The sequence below is a fragment of the Pseudoxanthomonas sp. SE1 genome, from assembly GCF_029542205.1.
Classification (GTDB): Bacteria; Pseudomonadota; Gammaproteobacteria; order Xanthomonadales; family Xanthomonadaceae; genus Pseudoxanthomonas_A.
In genome coordinates this window covers 130,859-147,266 of record NZ_CP113783.1, presented here as the reverse complement: position 1 = coordinate 147,266, position 16,408 = coordinate 130,859, and the positions used below count along the sequence as shown (strand labels likewise).

General features: G+C 68.5%; 16 protein-coding genes. 3 read left to right on the top strand and 13 right to left on the bottom strand.

Annotated features, from left to right (window positions below):
* Positions 1-10: 10 nt before the first annotated feature.
* From OY559_RS00735 to glnA, 7 genes are all read right to left on the bottom strand, one after another.
* Positions 11-583 carry a superoxide dismutase family protein gene (locus OY559_RS00735; RefSeq protein WP_277728177.1) on the bottom strand — a complete coding sequence of 191 codons (573 nt, stop codon included), beginning with the start codon at positions 581-583 and terminating at the stop codon, positions 11-13.
* 80 nt (positions 584-663) lie between these two features.
* Positions 664-2,106: a nitrogen regulation protein NR(I) gene (gene ntrC, locus OY559_RS00730; protein ID WP_277728175.1), complete on the bottom strand. Its 1,443-nt coding sequence runs from the start codon at positions 2,104-2,106 to the stop codon at positions 664-666.
* A complete protein-coding gene (locus tag OY559_RS00725; protein ID WP_277729872.1) occupies positions 2,096-3,148 on the bottom strand; it encodes a two-component system sensor histidine kinase NtrB in 1,053 nt (350 codons plus the stop codon). The genes ntrC and OY559_RS00725 overlap by 11 nt, the downstream gene beginning before the upstream one ends.
* A 61-nt stretch (positions 3,149-3,209) precedes the next feature.
* Positions 3,210-4,685 carry an ammonium transporter gene (locus OY559_RS00720; RefSeq protein WP_277728174.1) on the bottom strand — a complete coding sequence of 492 codons (1,476 nt, stop codon included), beginning with the start codon at positions 4,683-4,685 and terminating at the stop codon, positions 3,210-3,212.
* Between the two features lie 15 nt (positions 4,686-4,700).
* Positions 4,701-5,039, bottom strand: a complete 339-nt coding sequence (locus OY559_RS00715) for a P-II family nitrogen regulator (RefSeq protein ID WP_056880236.1) — start codon at positions 5,037-5,039, stop codon at positions 4,701-4,703.
* Positions 5,040-5,091: 52 nt separating this feature from the next.
* Complete coding sequence (locus OY559_RS00710; protein ID WP_277728173.1) at positions 5,092-5,223, bottom strand: hypothetical protein; 132 nt, start codon at positions 5,221-5,223, stop codon at positions 5,092-5,094.
* Positions 5,224-5,471: 248 nt separating this feature from the next.
* Complete coding sequence (glnA, locus tag OY559_RS00705) at positions 5,472-6,881, bottom strand: type I glutamate--ammonia ligase (protein WP_277728171.1); 1,410 nt, start codon at positions 6,879-6,881, stop codon at positions 5,472-5,474.
* Between the two features lie 213 nt (positions 6,882-7,094).
* On the opposite strand from glnA, the gene OY559_RS00700 reads away from it, so the two are divergent.
* The 3 genes from OY559_RS00700 to OY559_RS00690 all read left to right on the top strand — a co-directional run bounded on the left by OY559_RS00700 (position 7,095) and on the right by OY559_RS00690 (position 10,568).
* Positions 7,095-7,892, top strand: a complete 798-nt coding sequence (locus tag OY559_RS00700; protein WP_277728170.1) for an undecaprenyl-diphosphate phosphatase — start codon at positions 7,095-7,097, stop codon at positions 7,890-7,892.
* A gap of 338 nt (positions 7,893-8,230) precedes the next feature.
* Complete coding sequence (locus OY559_RS00695) at positions 8,231-9,052, top strand: META and DUF4377 domain-containing protein (RefSeq protein ID WP_277728169.1); 822 nt, start codon at positions 8,231-8,233, stop codon at positions 9,050-9,052.
* 136 nt (positions 9,053-9,188) lie between these two features.
* Entirely contained in the window at positions 9,189-10,568 is a 1,380-nt protein-coding gene (locus OY559_RS00690) for a hypothetical protein (RefSeq protein ID WP_277728167.1), read from the top strand.
* 15 nt (positions 10,569-10,583) lie between these two features.
* On the opposite strand, the gene OY559_RS00685 is transcribed toward OY559_RS00690, so the two are convergent.
* The 6 genes from OY559_RS00685 to OY559_RS00660 form a co-directional block, all read right to left on the bottom strand.
* Positions 10,584-11,093, bottom strand: coding sequence for an RDD family protein (locus OY559_RS00685; RefSeq protein WP_277728166.1), 510 nt, complete (start codon positions 11,091-11,093; stop codon positions 10,584-10,586).
* A complete protein-coding gene (locus tag OY559_RS00680; RefSeq protein WP_277728164.1) occupies positions 11,090-11,704 on the bottom strand; it encodes a YbhB/YbcL family Raf kinase inhibitor-like protein in 615 nt (204 codons plus the stop codon). The genes OY559_RS00685 and OY559_RS00680 overlap by 4 nt, the downstream gene beginning before the upstream one ends.
* A 30-nt stretch (positions 11,705-11,734) precedes the next feature.
* Complete coding sequence (locus tag OY559_RS00675; RefSeq protein WP_277728163.1) at positions 11,735-13,804, bottom strand: tetratricopeptide repeat protein; 2,070 nt, start codon at positions 13,802-13,804, stop codon at positions 11,735-11,737.
* Between the two features lie 52 nt (positions 13,805-13,856).
* A complete protein-coding gene (locus tag OY559_RS00670; RefSeq protein WP_277729871.1) occupies positions 13,857-14,846 on the bottom strand; it encodes a YheT family hydrolase in 990 nt (329 codons plus the stop codon).
* Between the two features lie 93 nt (positions 14,847-14,939).
* Positions 14,940-15,737 (bottom strand): lysophospholipid acyltransferase family protein, encoded by a 798-nt coding sequence (locus tag OY559_RS00665; RefSeq protein WP_277728162.1) that lies wholly within the window; start codon positions 15,735-15,737, stop codon positions 14,940-14,942.
* A gap of 93 nt (positions 15,738-15,830) precedes the next feature.
* Positions 15,831-16,259, bottom strand: coding sequence for a hotdog fold thioesterase (locus OY559_RS00660; protein ID WP_277728161.1), 429 nt, complete (start codon positions 16,257-16,259; stop codon positions 15,831-15,833).
* Positions 16,260-16,408 lie beyond the last annotated feature (149 nt).

Sequence of the window (16,408 nt, the reverse complement as noted above, 5' to 3'; positions counted from 1 at the left end):
CGAGGCCGGGTTACTGGGTGATCTTGATGATGCCGCAGGCCACGCGTGCCCCCGCGTTGCCCGCAGGTTGGCTGGCGTAGTCGTCCGGCGCGGCGTGCACGATCAGCGCGCGCGTGGCGACATCGTTCACCGCGCCGCCGCCCAGCGTGACGCCTTCCACATGCGCGTCCACCTTCGCTACGCCGTCCGCGTTGGCGGTGAGGTTGTTCATGTCGCCTGCATGGTGCGCGCCGCTGCCGGCCTTGCCGTGCGCCGTGTTGAACGGATTGAAGTGCGGGCCCGCGCTGCTGGCGTCGGCGGCGCTGCAGTCGCCCTTCTCGTGGACATGGAAGGCATGCGTGCTGTTGGCCTGCAGGCCACCGATTTCGCCGGTCAGGTGCAGCCCCTTGCCCATCGGGGTGAGCGTGACGCTGCCGCTGACCAGGCTGCCGGAGGCGGAGGCCAGTACTGCGACGGCCTGCCTGGCGGTGCTGGTGGTGGGCACGTCCGGCGCGGCGGACGGCGAGGGCGAAGACGAGGACGGCGTGGTGCCGCAGGCGGCAAGCGTGAGGGCGGAGGCGGCGGCCAACAGGGCGATGCGCATGGGGAGCTCCAGGTGCAGGTCGTGGCCCGCTACCGTAACCATCGCTACCTTCATGTTCAATGAAAGCAGCGGGGGAACGCCTATCCGCGTTTGCGGCCTGGACCCAGCTTCCGTGTCACGGTGTTGCGTCCGACGCCGAGCCGGGCCGCGGCTTCGGCGCGGCGGCCGTGGGTCAGCTCCAGCGCGACCTCGAGCAGTGTGCGGTCGAGTCGCTCGCGCGCCTCGGCATGCAGTGACTCGGCGCCTTCCAGCAGGCGGCGGCGCGCCCATTCGCCCAGCGCATGGTCCCATTCGCCACGTGCGCCCGTCGCAGGCGCATGCAGCAGCGCGCCCTGCAGATCGGCCGTGTTGATGAGATCGGCCGGTGCCAGTGCGGCCAGTCGCCAGCACACGTTCTCCAGTTCGCGCACGTTGCCGGGCCAGTCGTGGGCCTGCAGCAGGTCCAGCGCCGGTGCACTGAAACGCTTCGGTGCGATGTCCAGTTTGCGGGTGGCCGTCGCGAGGAAGTTCTCGGCCAGCTGCGGCACATCCGCGCGCCGCTCGCGCAACGGCGGCAGTTGCAGCCGCACCACGTTCAGACGATGCAGCAGGTCGGCACGGAAGCGGCCCTCAGCGACCAGTCCGTCGAGGTCCTGGTGGGTGGCGGCGATCACGCGCACGTCCACGCGGATCAGCTCGCGTCCGCCGACGCGGAAGAACTCGCCCTCCGCCAGCACGCGCAGCAACCGGGTCTGCAGCGGCAGCGGCATGTCGCCGATCTCGTCGAGGAACAGCGTGCCGCCGTCGGCCTGTTCGAAACGCCCGATGTGCCGCTTCTGCGCGCCGGTGAAGGCGCCGGCCTCATGGCCGAACAGTTCGCTTTCCAGCAACTCCGATGGAATCGCGGCGGTGTTCAACGCCACGAAAGGTTTGCGCGAGCGCGGCGACTCATGGTGCAGCGCATGTGCGACCAGTTCCTTGCCGGTGCCGGTCTCGCCGGTGATCAGCACCGACAGCGGCGCCTGCGCCAGGCGACCGATCGCACGGAACAGCGCGCGCATGGCGGGCGTGTCGCCGATCAGCTGCGGCGTCGCCGATGCCGTCACGTCGCCATCCTGCGCCGCGTCGGCGGCCTCCTCCGCATCGGGCAGCGTGCGTGCCGCCAGCGCCACCGCATCGTCCAGATCGAATGGCTTGGAAAGGAATTCATGCGCGCCGCCGCGGAATGCACCGGCCGTGCTGGCAACATCGGTGTAGGCGGACATCACGATGACGGGCAGCTGCGGATGCGTGGCCTTCAGCTTGTCGAGCAATACCAGGCCGTCGTCGCCGGGCATGCGCACGTCCGTGAAAAGCAGGTCGGGGGCGCCGCGCGCGCCAAGCGCGTGCAATGCCGCGGCGGCGCTGTCGAAGCCGTCCACCGTGTAGCCGGCGTCGCGCAGTGCGGTGGCCAGCACGAAGCGCACCGAGCGGTCGTCATCGACCACCCAGATCCGGCGTGCGTCGGTGGCGCCGCTGGTGGCGGCCAGGCGATCAGTGGACATGACGTTCCTCGTCGGGGTCGTGCAGCGACTGCGGCAGTAGTAGGGTGAAGACCGTATGGCCGGGGCGCGACCGGTAGGTCAGCGACCCCCGGTGTTCGCGCGCCACCTGCTGCGACAGCGCCAGGCCCAGGCCGCTGCCTTCGGCGCGGCCGCTGACCAGCGGCAGGAACAGGTGTTCGGCGAGCTCTTCGGGCACGCCGCGGCCGTCGTCGACGATCTCCACCCGCAACGCCATCGTGTGCAGGTGGTCGTGGATGCGCGACCCGTGTTCGACACGGGTGCGCAGGATGATGTTGGCGGCCCCGGCCTGGATCGCGTTGCGCACCAGGTTCCAGACCGCCTGGGTCAGGCGGTCGCCGTCGCCGGACAGTTCCGGCAGGCTGGGGTCGTAGTCCCGCTGTAGGCGTACCGACCAGCCGCCTTCGTTCTCGGCCAGGCGCAGCACGCGCTCCAGCACGGTATGGATGTTCAAGGCAGCGTGCGGGCGCTGCGGGGATGGCGAAAGCAGTTGTTCAAGCAGGGTGTTGAGGCGGTTGATCTCGGACTCGATCAGTTCGATCAGCTCGCGCTCGTCGTCGTTGTCGTTGCGATGCGCGGCCCGGCGTGCCAGCAACTGCGCGGCGCCCTTCAGGCCGGCCAGTGGATTGCGCAACTCGTGCGCCAGCCCCTTCAGCGCGGCGCTCAACGCATTCGGCAGGACCTGGGTGGGATCGAGCGCGGGGAATTCGTCCACCGGGTGCGCCTCCAGCAGCCAGCCTCCGCCGTCCAGCCGCGACAGCCAGCCCTCGGCGAAGCACGGCGACTCGCCGGGCATGCCCAGCGCCATGCGGTGCAGCCGCAGGACGTCGCGATCCGTGTTGTCCAGGAACCTTGCCATGGCGTCGCCTTCGATCTCCAGGGCCGCCAGGGGTTGTCCCAGCAGGCGGCGGCTACTGACGCCCAGCCAGCGGGCGAAGGCAGGATTCACGCCGCGGATCAGACCGTCGGCATCCGCCCAGGCCACCGGCGTGCTGAGCGCGTCGGTGGTGGGTTCGAAACGCATGCGGGACGGGGCCGGGGACGACATTGCACCAGTTTAGTGCAAAGCCGTCCCCGGCATTCCATCAGGCCTCGTAGGCCGATTCACCGTGCGAGGCGATGTCCAGGCCCTCACGCTCGGCGTCTTCAGCCACGCGCAGGCCGAACACCAGCTTGGCGATCAGGAAGCCGATCACCGACACCACGCCGATCCAGGCGATCGTCAGGCCCACGCCCGTCGCCTGCTTGATGACCTGCGCCACCAGGTCGAAGTCCTCACCGCCCTGGCCGCCCCACGCGGGGTTGTAGAACACGCCGGTCAGGATCGCGCCGACGATGCCGCCGACCGCATGCACGCCGAACACGTCAGCGGTGTCGTCGACCTTCAGCAGGCGCTTCAGGCCGGTAACGCCCCATACGCAGGCGATGGCGGCGATGAAGCCGATGGCCACCGCACCGAACGGACCGACCAGGCCCGCGGCCGGGGTGATGCCGACCAGGCCGGCGACCGCACCCGAGGCCACACCCAGCGCGGACGACTTGCCCTTGAAGATCTTCTCAGCCAGCGCCCAGGCGATCACCGCAGCGGCGGTCGCGACCAGCGTGTTGATGAAGGCCAGCGCGGCGCCCGCGTTGGCTTCCAGGTTGGAACCGGCGTTGAAGCCGAACCAGCCCACCCACAGCAGCGAAGCGCCGACATAGGTCAGGGTTACGTTGTGCGGCTTCAGCGCGGTCTGGCCATATCCCAGGCGCTTGCCGACGAAGTACGCGCCGATCAGGCCGGCGACGCCCGCATTGATGTGCACCACGGTACCGCCGGCGAAATCCAGCGCGCCCAGTTCGAACAGGTAGCCACCGGTGGCCCACACAATGTGCGCGATCGGCAGGTAGCCGAGGGTGAACCAGATCACCGAGAACAGGATGACGGCGGCGAACTTCATGCGCTCGGCGAACGCACCGACGATCAGCGCGCCGGTGATGCCGGCGAACGTCGACTGGAACGCGACGAACACGTATTCCGGCAGGCTGATGCCATCGCTGAAGGTGGCCGACAACGTCTCGATGGTGACGCCCTTCAGGAACAGCTTGTCGAGGTTGCCGATCCACTGGCCTTCACCGGAGAACGCCAGGCTGTAGCCGTAGACGATCCACAGCACCACCAGCAGCGAGAACACGGTGATGACCTGCACCAGCACGGACAGCACGTTCTTCGAACGCACCATGCCGCCGTAGAACAGGGCCAGGCCCGGCACCACCATCAGCAGCACCAGCAGCGTGGAGGTCAGCATCCACGCCACGTCGCCCTTCTCCACCACCGGCTCGGCGGCGGCTTCTTCGGCCGGTGCGGCCTCGGGCGCAGGCGTGGCGGCGACCGTCTCGGTGACGGTTTCGGCAATCACTTCAGCCGCAGGCGCGGCCTCGGTGGTCGCTTCGGTGGCCGGAGGCGTGGCGTCCTGCGCGATGGCGGTCGCCGCCACGCCCACGGTCATCACGCCGCACAGCGCGGCCAGGCACAGCATCTGTGCACGGGTTTTCCACCCGGAGAACAGTCGAGTCTTCATGTGGGGCTCCGAGTGTTAGAGCGCGTCCGCGCCGACTTCGCCGGTGCGGATGCGGATGACCTGGTCGATGGTGGTGACGAAGATCTTGCCGTCGCCGATCTTGCCGGTGCCGGCGGCCTGCTGGATGGCCTCGATGACGGCGTCCAGTCGCTCGTCGGTCACGACGGTTTCGATCTTGATCTTGGGCAGGAAATCGACGACGTACTCGGCGCCGCGGTACAGCTCGGTGTGGCCCTTCTGCCGGCCGAAGCCTTTGACTTCGGTCACGGTGATGCCGGACACGCCCGCTTGCGACAAGGACTCTCGTACCTCGTCGAGCTTGAACGGCCGGATGATGGCGGTGATCAGTTTCATGCGCATACCCCGATGGTGGATGGAACCGGCCGACCGGAGCCGGCCGGCGGTTTCAGGTCACCCGTGCGCGCAGCCCCCTGGCGGCGGACACGTTGTCGGTGCGGATCGATGCATGAACCGCATCCGTGCCCACCGCGATCATGTGCGGCAGGAACGGATGACGTGGGAGGGAGCAGCGGTTCATGGACCTCTCCTGTGTTTCCCCTGGTACAGCGTTGTTGCGATCTCCGGAAATCGAAGACGGGTGGTGCCCCGGTTCCCCAACCGGGCGGACGCATCGCGGGACGATGCGCCCGATGAGGTGCGGCGATGGCGACGGGTGGGAGGGGAGATCCGTCGCCATCGCCGCGAGAACTCAATGTCCGCCAGCCGCGCTGCCGGGGACCGATGCACGGTCCCCGGCGAGCTGGGCGATGACGGTGCGCGCGTGCATCAGTTGGCGTAGTACAGCTGGTATTCCAGCGGGTGCGTGGCCGCGCGGAACTTGGTCACTTCCTGCATCTTCAGCGCGATGTAGGCATCGATGAAGTCGTCCGACATCACGCCGCCGGCCTTGAGGAAGTCGCGGTCCTTGTCCAGCGCGTCCAGCGCCTGGTCCAGGCTGGAGCAGACCTGCGGGATGTTCTTCTCTTCTTCCGGCGGAAGGTCGTACAGGTCCTTGTCGGAAGGCGCGCCCGGGTCGATCTGGTTCTTGATGCCGTCCAGGCCGGCCATCATCAGCGCGGTGAAGGTCAGGTAGCCGGACTGCAGCGGATCGGGGAAGCGGATCTCGATGCGGCGCGCCTTCGGATTGGCCACCCACGGAATGCGGCACGAAGCCGAACGGTTGCGCGCCGAGTAGGCCAGCATCACCGGCGCTTCGAAGCCCGGCACCAGGCGCTTGTAGCTGTTGGTGCCCGAGTTGGCGAACGCATTGATCGCCTTGGCATGCTTGAAGATGCCGCCGATGTACCACAGCGCCAGCTGCGACAGGCCGCCGTAGCCGTCGCCGGAGAACAGGTTCTGGCCGCCCTTGGCCAGCGACTGGTGCACGTGCATGCCACTGCCGTTGTCGCCGACGATCGGCTTGGGCATGAAGGTGGCGGTCTTGCCGTTGCGGTGGGCGACGTTGCGCACCACGTACTTCATGCGCTGCAGTTCGTCGGCCTTCTGCACCAGCGTGTTGAACTTGGCGCCGATCTCGCACTGGCCGGCGGTGGCGACTTCGTGGTGGTGCACTTCGACTTCGATGCCGACCTGTTCCAGCGTCTTGCACATCTCGGCGCGCAGGTCATGCAGCGAGTCGGTCGGCGGGACGGGGAAGTAGCCGCCCTTGATGCCGGGACGGTAGCCGCTGTTGGCGCCGTCGTAACTCTTGCCGCTGTTCCACGCGCCCTCTTCGGAGTTGATCTTGAAGAAGGTGTTGCCCATGTCGTTGGCGAACTGCACCGAGTCGAAGATGAAGAACTCGGGTTCCGGACCGAAGAACGCCACATCGGCGACGCCGCTGGCCTTCAGGTGGGCTTCGGCGCGCTTGGCGATGCCGCGCGGATCGCGCGTGTAGCCCTGCATGGTGGCCGGGTCCAGGATGTCGCAGATCAGCACCAGGGTCGGGTCGGCGTAGAACGGATCGATATAGGCGGTGGTCGGGTCCGGCAGCAGCACCATGTCCGACTCGTTGATGCCTTTCCAGCCCGAGATCGACGAGCCGTCGAACATCTTGCCGTCTTCGAACAGGGACGCATCCACGATGCTGACGGGGAAGGTGACGTGCTGCTCGACACCGCGCATGTCGACGAAGCGCAGGTCGACGAACTCGACCTTGTGGTCCTTGATCAGCTTCTCAACGTTGTCCAGTGACATCTCGGAACCTCGGGTTGGATAAATGTGTGCAGGGATACAGCAATCCCCGTGCCAACCCGGATGATCGGACAAGTTATTGATTCATATGGCTTGACTTGACAAACTCATCACGTGAAATCCCTATTTTGGTGCGTGCCGCTTCAGCTTTGAACCAACGCGGTGCATCGCCGTTTCCACTATTCTTTGCCGCCTTCCCTTCCGCGCCGCACCCTGATGACCGACCTGCTCGCCGCGCTGCTGCTCGGCATCCTCGAAGGCCTGACCGAATTCCTGCCCATCTCGAGCACGGGCCATCTGCTCATCGCGCAACACTGGCTGGGCGAGCGCTCGGACTTCTTCAATATCGTCATCCAGGCCGGCGCGATCCTGGCCACCACGCTGGTGTTCCGCCGCCGGATCTGGGAACTGACGACCGGCTGCTGGCGCGATGCCGAAGCCCGCGACTACTCGATGAAGCTGGCGGCCGCCTTCCTGGTCACCGCGCTGGTGGGCCTGCCCGTGCGCCTGGCCGGCTGGGAGCTGCCCGAGACCGTCACCCCCATCGCGTGGGCGCTGATCCTGGGCGGCGTGTGGATGCTGCTCGCCGAGCACTTCGCCGAAAAACGCGGCGACGTGGCCACGATCACCTGGAAGGTGGCGATCCTGGTGGGTCTGGCGCAGGTGGTGGCCGGCGTGTTCCCCGGCACCTCACGCTCGGCGGCGGCGATCTTCATGGCGATGCTGGCCGGCACCAGCCGGCGCTCGTCGGCGGCGGAGTTCGTCTTCCTGTTGGGCATTCCCACCATGTTCGCCGCCAGCGGTTACGCCTTCCTGGAACTGGTGAAGGATGACGCGCTGGGCAGCGAGAACTGGAGCGAGGTGGCGCTGGCGTTCGCCGCCGCCACCGCCACCGGCTTCGTGGTGGTGAAGTGGCTGCTCGGCTTCATCAAGGCGCACCGCTTCACCGGCTTCGCGATCTACCGCATCGTGCTGGGCGCACTGCTGCTGTTGCTGATGCCCGTCGGCAGCTGAGCCGCCCCGCTCCCTGCTCCCTGCTCCCTGCTCCCTGCTCCCTGCTCCCTGCTCCCTGCTCCCTGCTCCCTGCTCCCTGCTCCCTGCTCCCTGCTCCCTGCTCCCCGCTCGCCGCTCCCTGTAGGAGCGACGTCAGTCGCGACCGCACGGCCGGCATGCCCTGAAGCGGCTGTTCGCCATCCGGGCGCGCTGCGGCGCGTTCATCCCAATGCACGGTGAATGGCTATCGGGGCGCGGTCGCGACTGACGTCGCTCCTACAATCAAGCACGATGCCCGGCCTTCACCCCATTCCAACCTGCCGCGCGTTTGGATTGGGCCACCTTCGACGGAGAACGCCATGAAACGACTGCTGCTGCTTGCCTTGCCCCTGGCCCTTGCGGGCTGCCCCAAGCCGGCGGAACAGGCCGGCGCGCCCGCGCCCACCGTGGCCGCCACCCCGGACGCACCGGTTGCCGCGTCGGTCGACACCGCTGCCTTGCTCCCCCAGTACCACTGGCAACTCATGGACGCCACCGACGCGCAGGGCAAACGCATCGATGCTTTGTTCGCACGTGCCGACAAGCCCGTGCAGCTCGACTTCAAGGACGGCCGACTGGGCGTGACCAATACCTGCAACCGCATGGGCGGCACCTACACGCTGTCGGACACCAGCCTCACCATGGGTCGCCTGGCGTCCACGATGATGGCCTGCACCGACAATGCGCTGATGGCGCTGGACCAGGAGGTCGGCAAGCGGCTGGAAGGCACCTTGACGGTCGCCGCCACGCAGGACGGCGTCACCCAACTGACGCTCACCACCGCGACGGGCGACAAGCTCTTGTTCGCCGGCAACCCGACCGCCGAAACCCGCTACGGCGGGGCCGGCGAACGCGTGTTCCTGGAAGTCGCCTCGGAAACCAAGCCCTGCAGCCACCCGCTGATCCCCGACAAGCAGTGCCTGCAGGTGCGCGAGATCACCTACGACGACAAGGGCCTGAAGGTCGGCACGCCGGGCGAGTTCCAGCACTTCTACGACAGCATCGAGGGCTACACCCACGAGCCGGGCGTGCGCAACGTGCTGCGCGTGGACCGTTATACGGTGAAGAACCCGCCGGCCGACGCCTCGGCGAACGCCTACGTGCTCGACATGGTGGTGGAGTCGGCGAACGAGAAGAAGTGACGGTCCGCCGCACGATGCGCGCCTTGCACGCAGGGCGCGCATCGATGCTGCAGGCCAGCCGCTATAGTGGCGCGTCATTGGCTTCGACGTGCGATTGATGAACCACCCCGCAAGGAACGCTTCCGCCCTTCCCTGGATGGCCACCGCCCTGTTGGCGGCCTCCGCGCTCCTGATGTGGTGGCCAGCGCTGGACACGCCGTTCTGGGGCGATGACTACGTGTTCCTGCACGCCGCGCATGCGACCAATGCGGCCGGCGCGCCATGGTGGTCGGATTTCTGGCCGTCGTCGCCGCCGCGTTTCTGGCGACCACTCTCGCAGGAGGGTTATTGGCGCTGGATCGATGCGTCGCTGGGTGGCAGCGCGCACGCCGCGCACGTGGTCAGCCTGGTCCTGCATGTCCTGGCCACGCTTGGCGTCGCGCTGTTCGCTTTCCGCCTGGCGCGCGCCTGCCGCTGGCCACATGCCGGGCGCATCGCCGCTCTCGCCGCCGCCGCGTACGGTGCACTGACGATGCACCTGCTGCCCGTGCATTGGGCAGCCGCTGCGAACAACGCCATGCTGACGCTGTTCACCACGCTGCTGCTGGCCGCCTGGATCAGCGCACGCGACACCGTGGGCATGCTGCGCATCGCGCTGCTGGCCTCGCTCCCGGTGTGGCTTGCACTGGCGCTGCTGAGCAAGGAGTCTGCGGTACTGACGCCTGCGCTGATGCTGGTGGTGGCATGGTTCGTCGCCGCGCGCCGGCCCGATCGCGATGAATGCTTCGCCTGGTTGGCCTGTGTCGCCGTCGTCGCGGTCTGGCTGTGGCTGCGCGCGCGCTTCACCGCCAATACCGATGACGCCTACGCGTTGAGCCTGGGAAGCAACGTACTGCGCAACGCCGCATCGTTCGTCGCTTGGCTGCTGAATGTCCCGCGCGAGGCGATGCGGATGGCGGTCGCCGGTGACCGCATGCAGGGGCTGGCCTGGATCGCGGCTACCGCACTCCCGATGCTGGCCGCCTGGGCGATCGCCGGCTGGCGCGGACGTGGCCTGTTGGCACCGCGGCAATGGGCATGCGTTGGCGTGTTCGCGATGCTCGCCTACGCGCCGTACTTCCTGTTCGCATGGAACAGCTACGAGTACTACGCCGCCATCGCCGTGATCCTGCCGGTCGTCGCACTGGCGCGTTGCGTGGCGACCGATCGCGCCGCGCTGCTGGTGGGCGCGCTGATCGCTGTGTCTTCGTGGATCGCGGTGGAAGGCACGCGCCGGCTGGACCATCCCGGCCTCATCGGCCGCGCGCACTGGGCGGAGTCGACCCTGCTGGCACTGGAGCGGCAGCCCGTTGCTTCGCCACTGCACGTGAGCGTGGCCGATGACCAACGCTTCTATGCCATCGGCCAGATGGGCCTGGCGTGGCGGCTCGGTATCGCGCCGGGCGCCATCCACGTGGCGGCGACGTGTCCGCCCACTGGCGCCTGCCTGGTCATCGAGCGCGACGGACGCTGGCGCTGGCGCGATCCGAACGGATGACGCGATCGCCGCGCGTCAGGCCGTGAGTGCCGCCGCGCGGCGCTTCCGCACCACCCGCGTCCGCGGCCAGCGGTCATGCCAGCCTCGCGGATCCTCCTCGTCGGCGAGCAGGACGGAGAACGCTTCGAACGGCACCACCCGCGTCACGCTGCGCAACAGTGCCTGGCGGAACGTCGCCTTGAGCCCGCTCTCATCGACGACGCGCGTGCCGGTCAGCAACTTGCCGAGGGTGGTGCCGGTGAGGCCTTCCATCAGCGTGTAGTAGACGATGATCGCCCCGAACCCGATCAGCTGGTCCTGCCACCAGGTGAGGCGTTCGGCCCACGCCAGCGCCTCGTCGCCACCCACGATGCCGGCCACGATCATGGCCAGGAAGATGATGCCGACCACGATGACCCGGTCGATCAGCCAATGGACGAAACGCCGCAGCTTCGTGGCCGGCGTCAGCGGCCCGATCTCCTCGATGGCGTCCGCCACCAGGCTCCGGGGACTTTCGTACGGGTTGTCTCCGTCGCCGGCCGTCATCCGCGCAGCGTGGCGTTCAACGAATACGTGCCGTATACCAGCGCCTCCGCCAGCACATGCCCCTGCATCGCACGCTCCACATCACCGGCGGTGAATCGCGCCGGCAGGTCGAGCTTCGCCACGTCCAGGGCGAACAGGCGGAAGAAGTACCGATGCACGCGCAGGTCGTTGAAGGGCGGGTACGGACCGTCGTAGCCGTAGTAGTCGCCCCCCATCTGCGCGTCACCGGCGAACCAGCCGGTGTAGTCGTTCAGGCCCTGCCGTGCACCCGCCGGCCCCGCAGGCTGCTGCTTGCCTTTTGCAGTGACCCCATTGCTGCAGCTGCCGGCGGCGATCTCCTGCACCTCCGGTGCGATGTCGGCCATCGCCCAGTGGCTGAAGTGCCCGCGCGGCTGCTCGACCGGGATCTGCAGGTCGTCGCGACCGACCGTCTCCGGCACGGTCGGTGCGTCGGGATCGATGCACAGCAGGGCGAAGGACTTCGTCCCGGCAGGCACGCCGTCCCAAGCCAGGTGGGGATTGCGGTTCGCGGCGAATCCGTCGGGCTGGCCCATCGCGAAGCCGGCGGGAATGGGCTTCGCATTTTCGAAACTGTCGCTCCAGAGGCGCATGCATGACTCCTGCAGATGCGGGAAAAGAGATCAGGCTTCCGGGTAACCCAGTCGCACCGCCACCGGCGTCAGCGCGGCGAACGGGCCGGCCAGCACGTCGGCGTAGTGGCGCCAGTGACCCGCCGGGAAGCGGCGTGCACCGGAAGACGGCGGTTCGGTCAGCTGCGCGCCCAGCGCCCGGCCCAGCGCCTGCGCCACGGCCGCGGCATCGTCCTTGATCGCATCCATCGCGATCAGCCGGCTCGGGAACAGGTCATGCTCGTGCACATCGGCGACCTGGTCGAACAGCTGCGCCAGCCAGCGCGCGCCGGCATCCAGGTCGTCCAGTGCCAGCGGTGCCGGGGCGCCGAACGCCAGCCAGTCCAGGAAGGCATCGCGTGGATCGCGCACCGCGATGATCAGCAGTGCCTCCGGCAGGTGCGGACGCAGGGCCAGCAGCAGCGCGTTGTCCCACCACGGCAGCCAATCGACGATACCGCCATCTTCCGAGCGGTTGGCCAGCGTCTCGCGCCACCCTGCCACGCAGTCTTCGCCCGACAGTTCTCCGGACAGGAGCCGTGCCGGCGTGTGGTAGTTCTGGAAGGCGTCCACCGGCGGATTGGGCAGGAAGCGGTCACCGCGCAGGCGATGGCTGATCGCGCCCAGGACGCCGGCGATCGATTCCACCACGGTGCCCGGCGCGCCCCACAGCAGGATGGGGTATGGGCGGCCGGCGGACGACATCGGAATCGGCGCCACGTCGGGCCAGGGGCCCTGGGCACCGCTCGGGGTCCACAGCGGCAGGCGCGTGGGGGCCAGTTCGCGGGCCAGTGCGGCCCAGGTAGCGGCGGCATCGGCATACCGGCCGGCGCGGTCGCGGACGAAGGCCTGCCAACTGCGCAGGCTGCGCTTGTGGTGCGGTTCGGTGGCCTGGTCGACGAGTTCGCCGACGCGTGCGATCGCCGATACCGGATCGCGTTCGAACAGCGCCTCGACCAGCCGCTGCTCGGCGCTCGCACGGCCCGGGTCGAGCGCGACGATCCGCTTCGCCACGGCTTCGGCCGCATCACGCTCGCCTGCCGCATCCAGCACCGACATCTGGGCCTCCATCGCGGGCACGTGCTGCGGCATCGCCGACACCCAACGCTCGACCACCGCACGCGCCTCGGCGCTGCCCACGGCCTCGAACAGCAGGCGCGCCAGCCACAGATCGTGCTCGTCCGGCGTGGTGGCCAGGGCCGCATCCAGCGTGTTGCGCGCATCATCCTGCATCCCCAGGCGACGCCACGCCTCGATGATCGCCAGCACGGTGTCGCGATCGCGTGGCTGTCCGGCCAGGGCGATCCGCAACGAAGCCAGCGCTTCCTCGTCCTGGCCTGCGGCAAGGCGCAGGTGGCCGATGTAGCGATGCAGCGCGGGCGCGTTGTTGCGCGCCACCAGCGGGACCAGTTCGTCGGCGGCATCGCCGGGACGCCCCTGCCGGCGGATCAGGTCCGCGATCAGGCTGCGCAGGCTGTCCGCGCCCGGCGTCCGCTCCACCACGCCACGGAACGCCTGTTCGGCGAACGCCCAGTGTCCGAGTGCCATGTGGATGAAGCCGAGCGAGTAGCGCAGCTGCACTTCTTCGGGTGCCACCTGCAACGCCGCACTCACGATCTTCAGGGCCGTGTCGGCATCGCCACGACGCAAGGTGACCATGCCTTCGACAGCGGCAAGCTGCGGATGATCCGGGGCCACGCGAGCAGCCAGACGGTTGAGGCGTTCGGCCTCGTCCAGGTCGCCGCGGCCCAGCGCCAGCTGTGCCTGCACCAGGTACGCGGTGAACTGGTTGGGATCCAGCCCGGTGGCCTGGGCCAGCGACGCCTGCGCCTCGTCGGGACGCCGGCTGCCCACCAGCACGCCCGCGCGTGCCAGGTGCAGGTCGGCGTTGTCCGGCGCCAGCGCGATGGCGCGGTCGATGCTGGCCAGGGCGGCGTCGGGCTGGCCGCCCTGAAGCTGGGCGGCGGACAGCCAGCGCAACGCCTGGGCATCGTCAGGGCGTTCGGCCACCAACGCTTCCGCAGCGATCAGGGCATCGGCCACTGCGCCGCGGCGAAGGGCATCGAGGATCGGGTCGTACATGGAGAACTACCAGGATTCGGGCAAACGCCGATTGTACCGGCCGTTCCCCGGCTCAGGCGGTGCCGCCGGCCAGGCGTTCGGCCACCCAGCGCTCGGCGTAGCCGTCACAGGCGGCGTTCTCGATGAAGGCGCAGTGCCCGCCCCAGGGGGCGATCTCCAGCGTGGCCTGCGCCGGCAGCGCCCAGTCACGGAAGGTCTCGAACGGGATCACCGGGTCATCCTCCGCCATCAGGATGTGCGACGGCACGGTCAGCCCGGCCAGGCGGCCACCGGCGATGGCATAGCCGTCGAAGTAGTCCTCCAGCGTGCCGAAGGCCGTGTGCCGCTGCACCAGCCAGTCGGTCAGCGCGCGGATGTCCAGCGCCAACACCGTGTCGTCGAAGTCATGCCGCTGCGGGAACAGGCTGCGCTTGCGTTCGAGCGAACGGCGCCATTTGCGCGCGAAGTACCAGTCGTACAACGGCAGGCCATTCTCGATGCGGTCCATCGTCGTGGCCGGATCCAGCAGCGGGCAGACCGCCGCCACGTGCGCCAGCGCCAGTCCCGCCTCCGGTGCACGCAGCGCCAGCCGCAGCGCGAAGTTGCCACCCAGCGAATAGCCCGCCACACGCATCGGCACGTCGCCGGCGAACCGCCGCGACACGTCGAGCGCCGCGTGCACCACTTCATCCAGGCGGTTGGAGTGGAACAGGTCTTCGTTGAGGTGATGGGTATCGCCGTGGTCGCGGAAGTTCAGGCGGAACACGTCGAACCCGCGCGTCAGCAGCTGCGCGGCGGTCAGGCGCATGTAACTGGAATCGGCGCTGCCTTCCCAGCCGTGCAGCAGCAGCACCAGGCCACGCGGGGCCTGCCCCGACATCCGGCTGAGGAACCCCTGCAGGCGCACACCGTCGCCGCCATCCACGATGTGCTCCACCGTCACCGCACCGCTGCCGGCCAGCGCGCGCAGCCCGCGGCGGCGGCGCAGCGCACTCGAACCCAGCACCGATTGCAGGTGCGGATTGCGCAGCCAGCGTGGCGGGCGGTAGTCGGCGGCAGTGATCATGGGGTCATCGCAGCGGCGTCGTGACGAGAGTGGCACCGCAGTGTGGAGTATTCCTTCGATTCCGTCGCAATGCCGCTGGAACGCACCCGCTCAGCCTTCGGCCATCGCCTGCACGATGCGCTCGCGCGACAGGTCGGCGATGCGGCGGCGTCCTTCCACATCGGCGACGCGGATCGGTTCCAGGAAGCAGATGTCGGCCGTGCGGGCCGGCTCCCCCAGCAGGCGCACGAAGTTGGCGAAGAAGCTCTCCTTCGGCCCGAACGCCACCACCGGCTGTGCACTGCCGCGCGCGCCGTAGCGCAGCGCTACGGGCTGGACCGGCACACCGGCTTCCACCGCCGCCAGGAAAATGCGGGCATGGAACGGCCCCACCGAGCGGCCGTCGCGCGTCCGTCCTTCCGGAAACACTCCCACCGGCCGGCCCTCGCGAAGGCGCTGCATCATGGCCTGCAACACGCCACCCAGGGACTCCTGGCTGCCGCGTTGGTGGAAGATGGTGTGGCCCTGCGCCGCCAGCCAGCCGACCACCGGCCAGCCGCGGATCTCATGCTTGGCAACGAAGCCCATCATGCGCTGGCTGTGCAGCGCCTCGATGTCGATCCAGCTGACGTGGTTGGCCACGAACATCGTGGCGCCGGGGAGTGGCGTGCCCACCCGACGCAGGCGGAACCCGAAGATGCGCATCAGCCCGCTGGACCACCAGCGCACCGCCACCTCGCCCACGCTCTCGTCGCCCACCCGCACCCAGGCCAGCAGCGGCGACAGGCACAGCAGGATGATCGGCAGGAAGACCAGCAGGTGGACCAGCAGCAACGGCACGCGGTAGAGGTAGCGGATTGCCCGCGCCACACCGCTGCCGCCAGCAACATGAACAGGGGGCGGCGTCATCCCGTCACGATAGCAGGAGTGGGGGGAGAGGAGCGAGGAGGGCATCAGCAGGATGCCTGCGCTGCGCTCATTCCCGACTCTTCTCCGCGCCCATCAACCCTTCACCACCGGCACCACCGCCAGCGTCAGGCGCGACACGCATACCAGCTTGCCTTCGTCGTTCTCGATGCGGATTTCCCACAGCTGCGTACTGCGGCCCACATGCAGCGCACGTGCGGTGCCGGTCACCACGCCACCCCGCATCGCGCGCACGTGGTTGGCGTTGATTTCCAGGCCCACGACCATCTCCTTCGTGGTGTCCAGGCACAGGTTGCCGGCCACGCTGCCCAGCGTTTCGGCCAGCGCCACCGACGCACCCCCATGCAGGATGCCGTAAGGCTGCACGGTGCGCGCATCGACCGGCATCGTGCCGCGCAGCCAGTCCTCGCCGGCCCCGGTGATGACGATGCCGAGGTTGGACACCAGCGTGTCGGCGGCGTGTGCGTTGATGGCGGCGAGATCGACGGGAGCGCGGAAAGCCATGGCGTGCAGACCAGGAGAGAAGGTGCCCGGATTCTACCCACGGACCTGTAGGAGGGGCTTCAGCCCCGATGCTTTTCCATTACCGTCCGACAGGCCCGCGGTCGACCAGGCTGCATTCGGGGGCTCTCTGTCGTCTGGTCGAAAAGCAT

Bases quoted from the DNA above. Each gene is read 5' to 3' on its own strand.
- OY559_RS00735 (WP_277728177.1), bottom strand. From the start codon at position 583: ATGCGCATCGCCCTGTTGGCCGCCGCCTCCGCCCTCACGCTTGCCGCC.
- ntrC (WP_277728175.1), bottom strand. From the start codon at position 2,106: ATGTCCACTGATCGCCTGGCCGCCACCAGCGGCGCCACCGACGCACGC.
- OY559_RS00725 (WP_277729872.1), bottom strand. From the start codon at position 3,148: ATGCGTTTCGAACCCACCACCGACGCGCTCAGCACGCCGGTGGCCTGG.
- OY559_RS00720 (WP_277728174.1), bottom strand. From the start codon at position 4,685: ATGAAGACTCGACTGTTCTCCGGGTGGAAAACCCGTGCACAGATGCTG.
- OY559_RS00715 (WP_056880236.1), bottom strand. From the start codon at position 5,039: ATGAAACTGATCACCGCCATCATCCGGCCGTTCAAGCTCGACGAGGTA.
- OY559_RS00710 (WP_277728173.1), bottom strand. From the start codon at position 5,223: ATGAACCGCTGCTCCCTCCCACGTCATCCGTTCCTGCCGCACATGATC.
- glnA (WP_277728171.1), bottom strand. From the start codon at position 6,881: ATGTCACTGGACAACGTTGAGAAGCTGATCAAGGACCACAAGGTCGAG.
- OY559_RS00700 (WP_277728170.1), top strand. From the start codon at position 7,095: ATGACCGACCTGCTCGCCGCGCTGCTGCTCGGCATCCTCGAAGGCCTG.
- OY559_RS00695 (WP_277728169.1), top strand. From the start codon at position 8,231: ATGAAACGACTGCTGCTGCTTGCCTTGCCCCTGGCCCTTGCGGGCTGC.
- OY559_RS00690 (WP_277728167.1), top strand. From the start codon at position 9,189: ATGGCCACCGCCCTGTTGGCGGCCTCCGCGCTCCTGATGTGGTGGCCA.
- OY559_RS00685 (WP_277728166.1), bottom strand. From the start codon at position 11,093: ATGACGGCCGGCGACGGAGACAACCCGTACGAAAGTCCCCGGAGCCTG.
- OY559_RS00680 (WP_277728164.1), bottom strand. From the start codon at position 11,704: ATGCGCCTCTGGAGCGACAGTTTCGAAAATGCGAAGCCCATTCCCGCC.
- OY559_RS00675 (WP_277728163.1), bottom strand. From the start codon at position 13,804: ATGTACGACCCGATCCTCGATGCCCTTCGCCGCGGCGCAGTGGCCGAT.
- OY559_RS00665 (WP_277728162.1), bottom strand. From the start codon at position 15,737: ATGACGCCGCCCCCTGTTCATGTTGCTGGCGGCAGCGGTGTGGCGCGG.
- OY559_RS00660 (WP_277728161.1), bottom strand. From the start codon at position 16,259: ATGGCTTTCCGCGCTCCCGTCGATCTCGCCGCCATCAACGCACACGCC.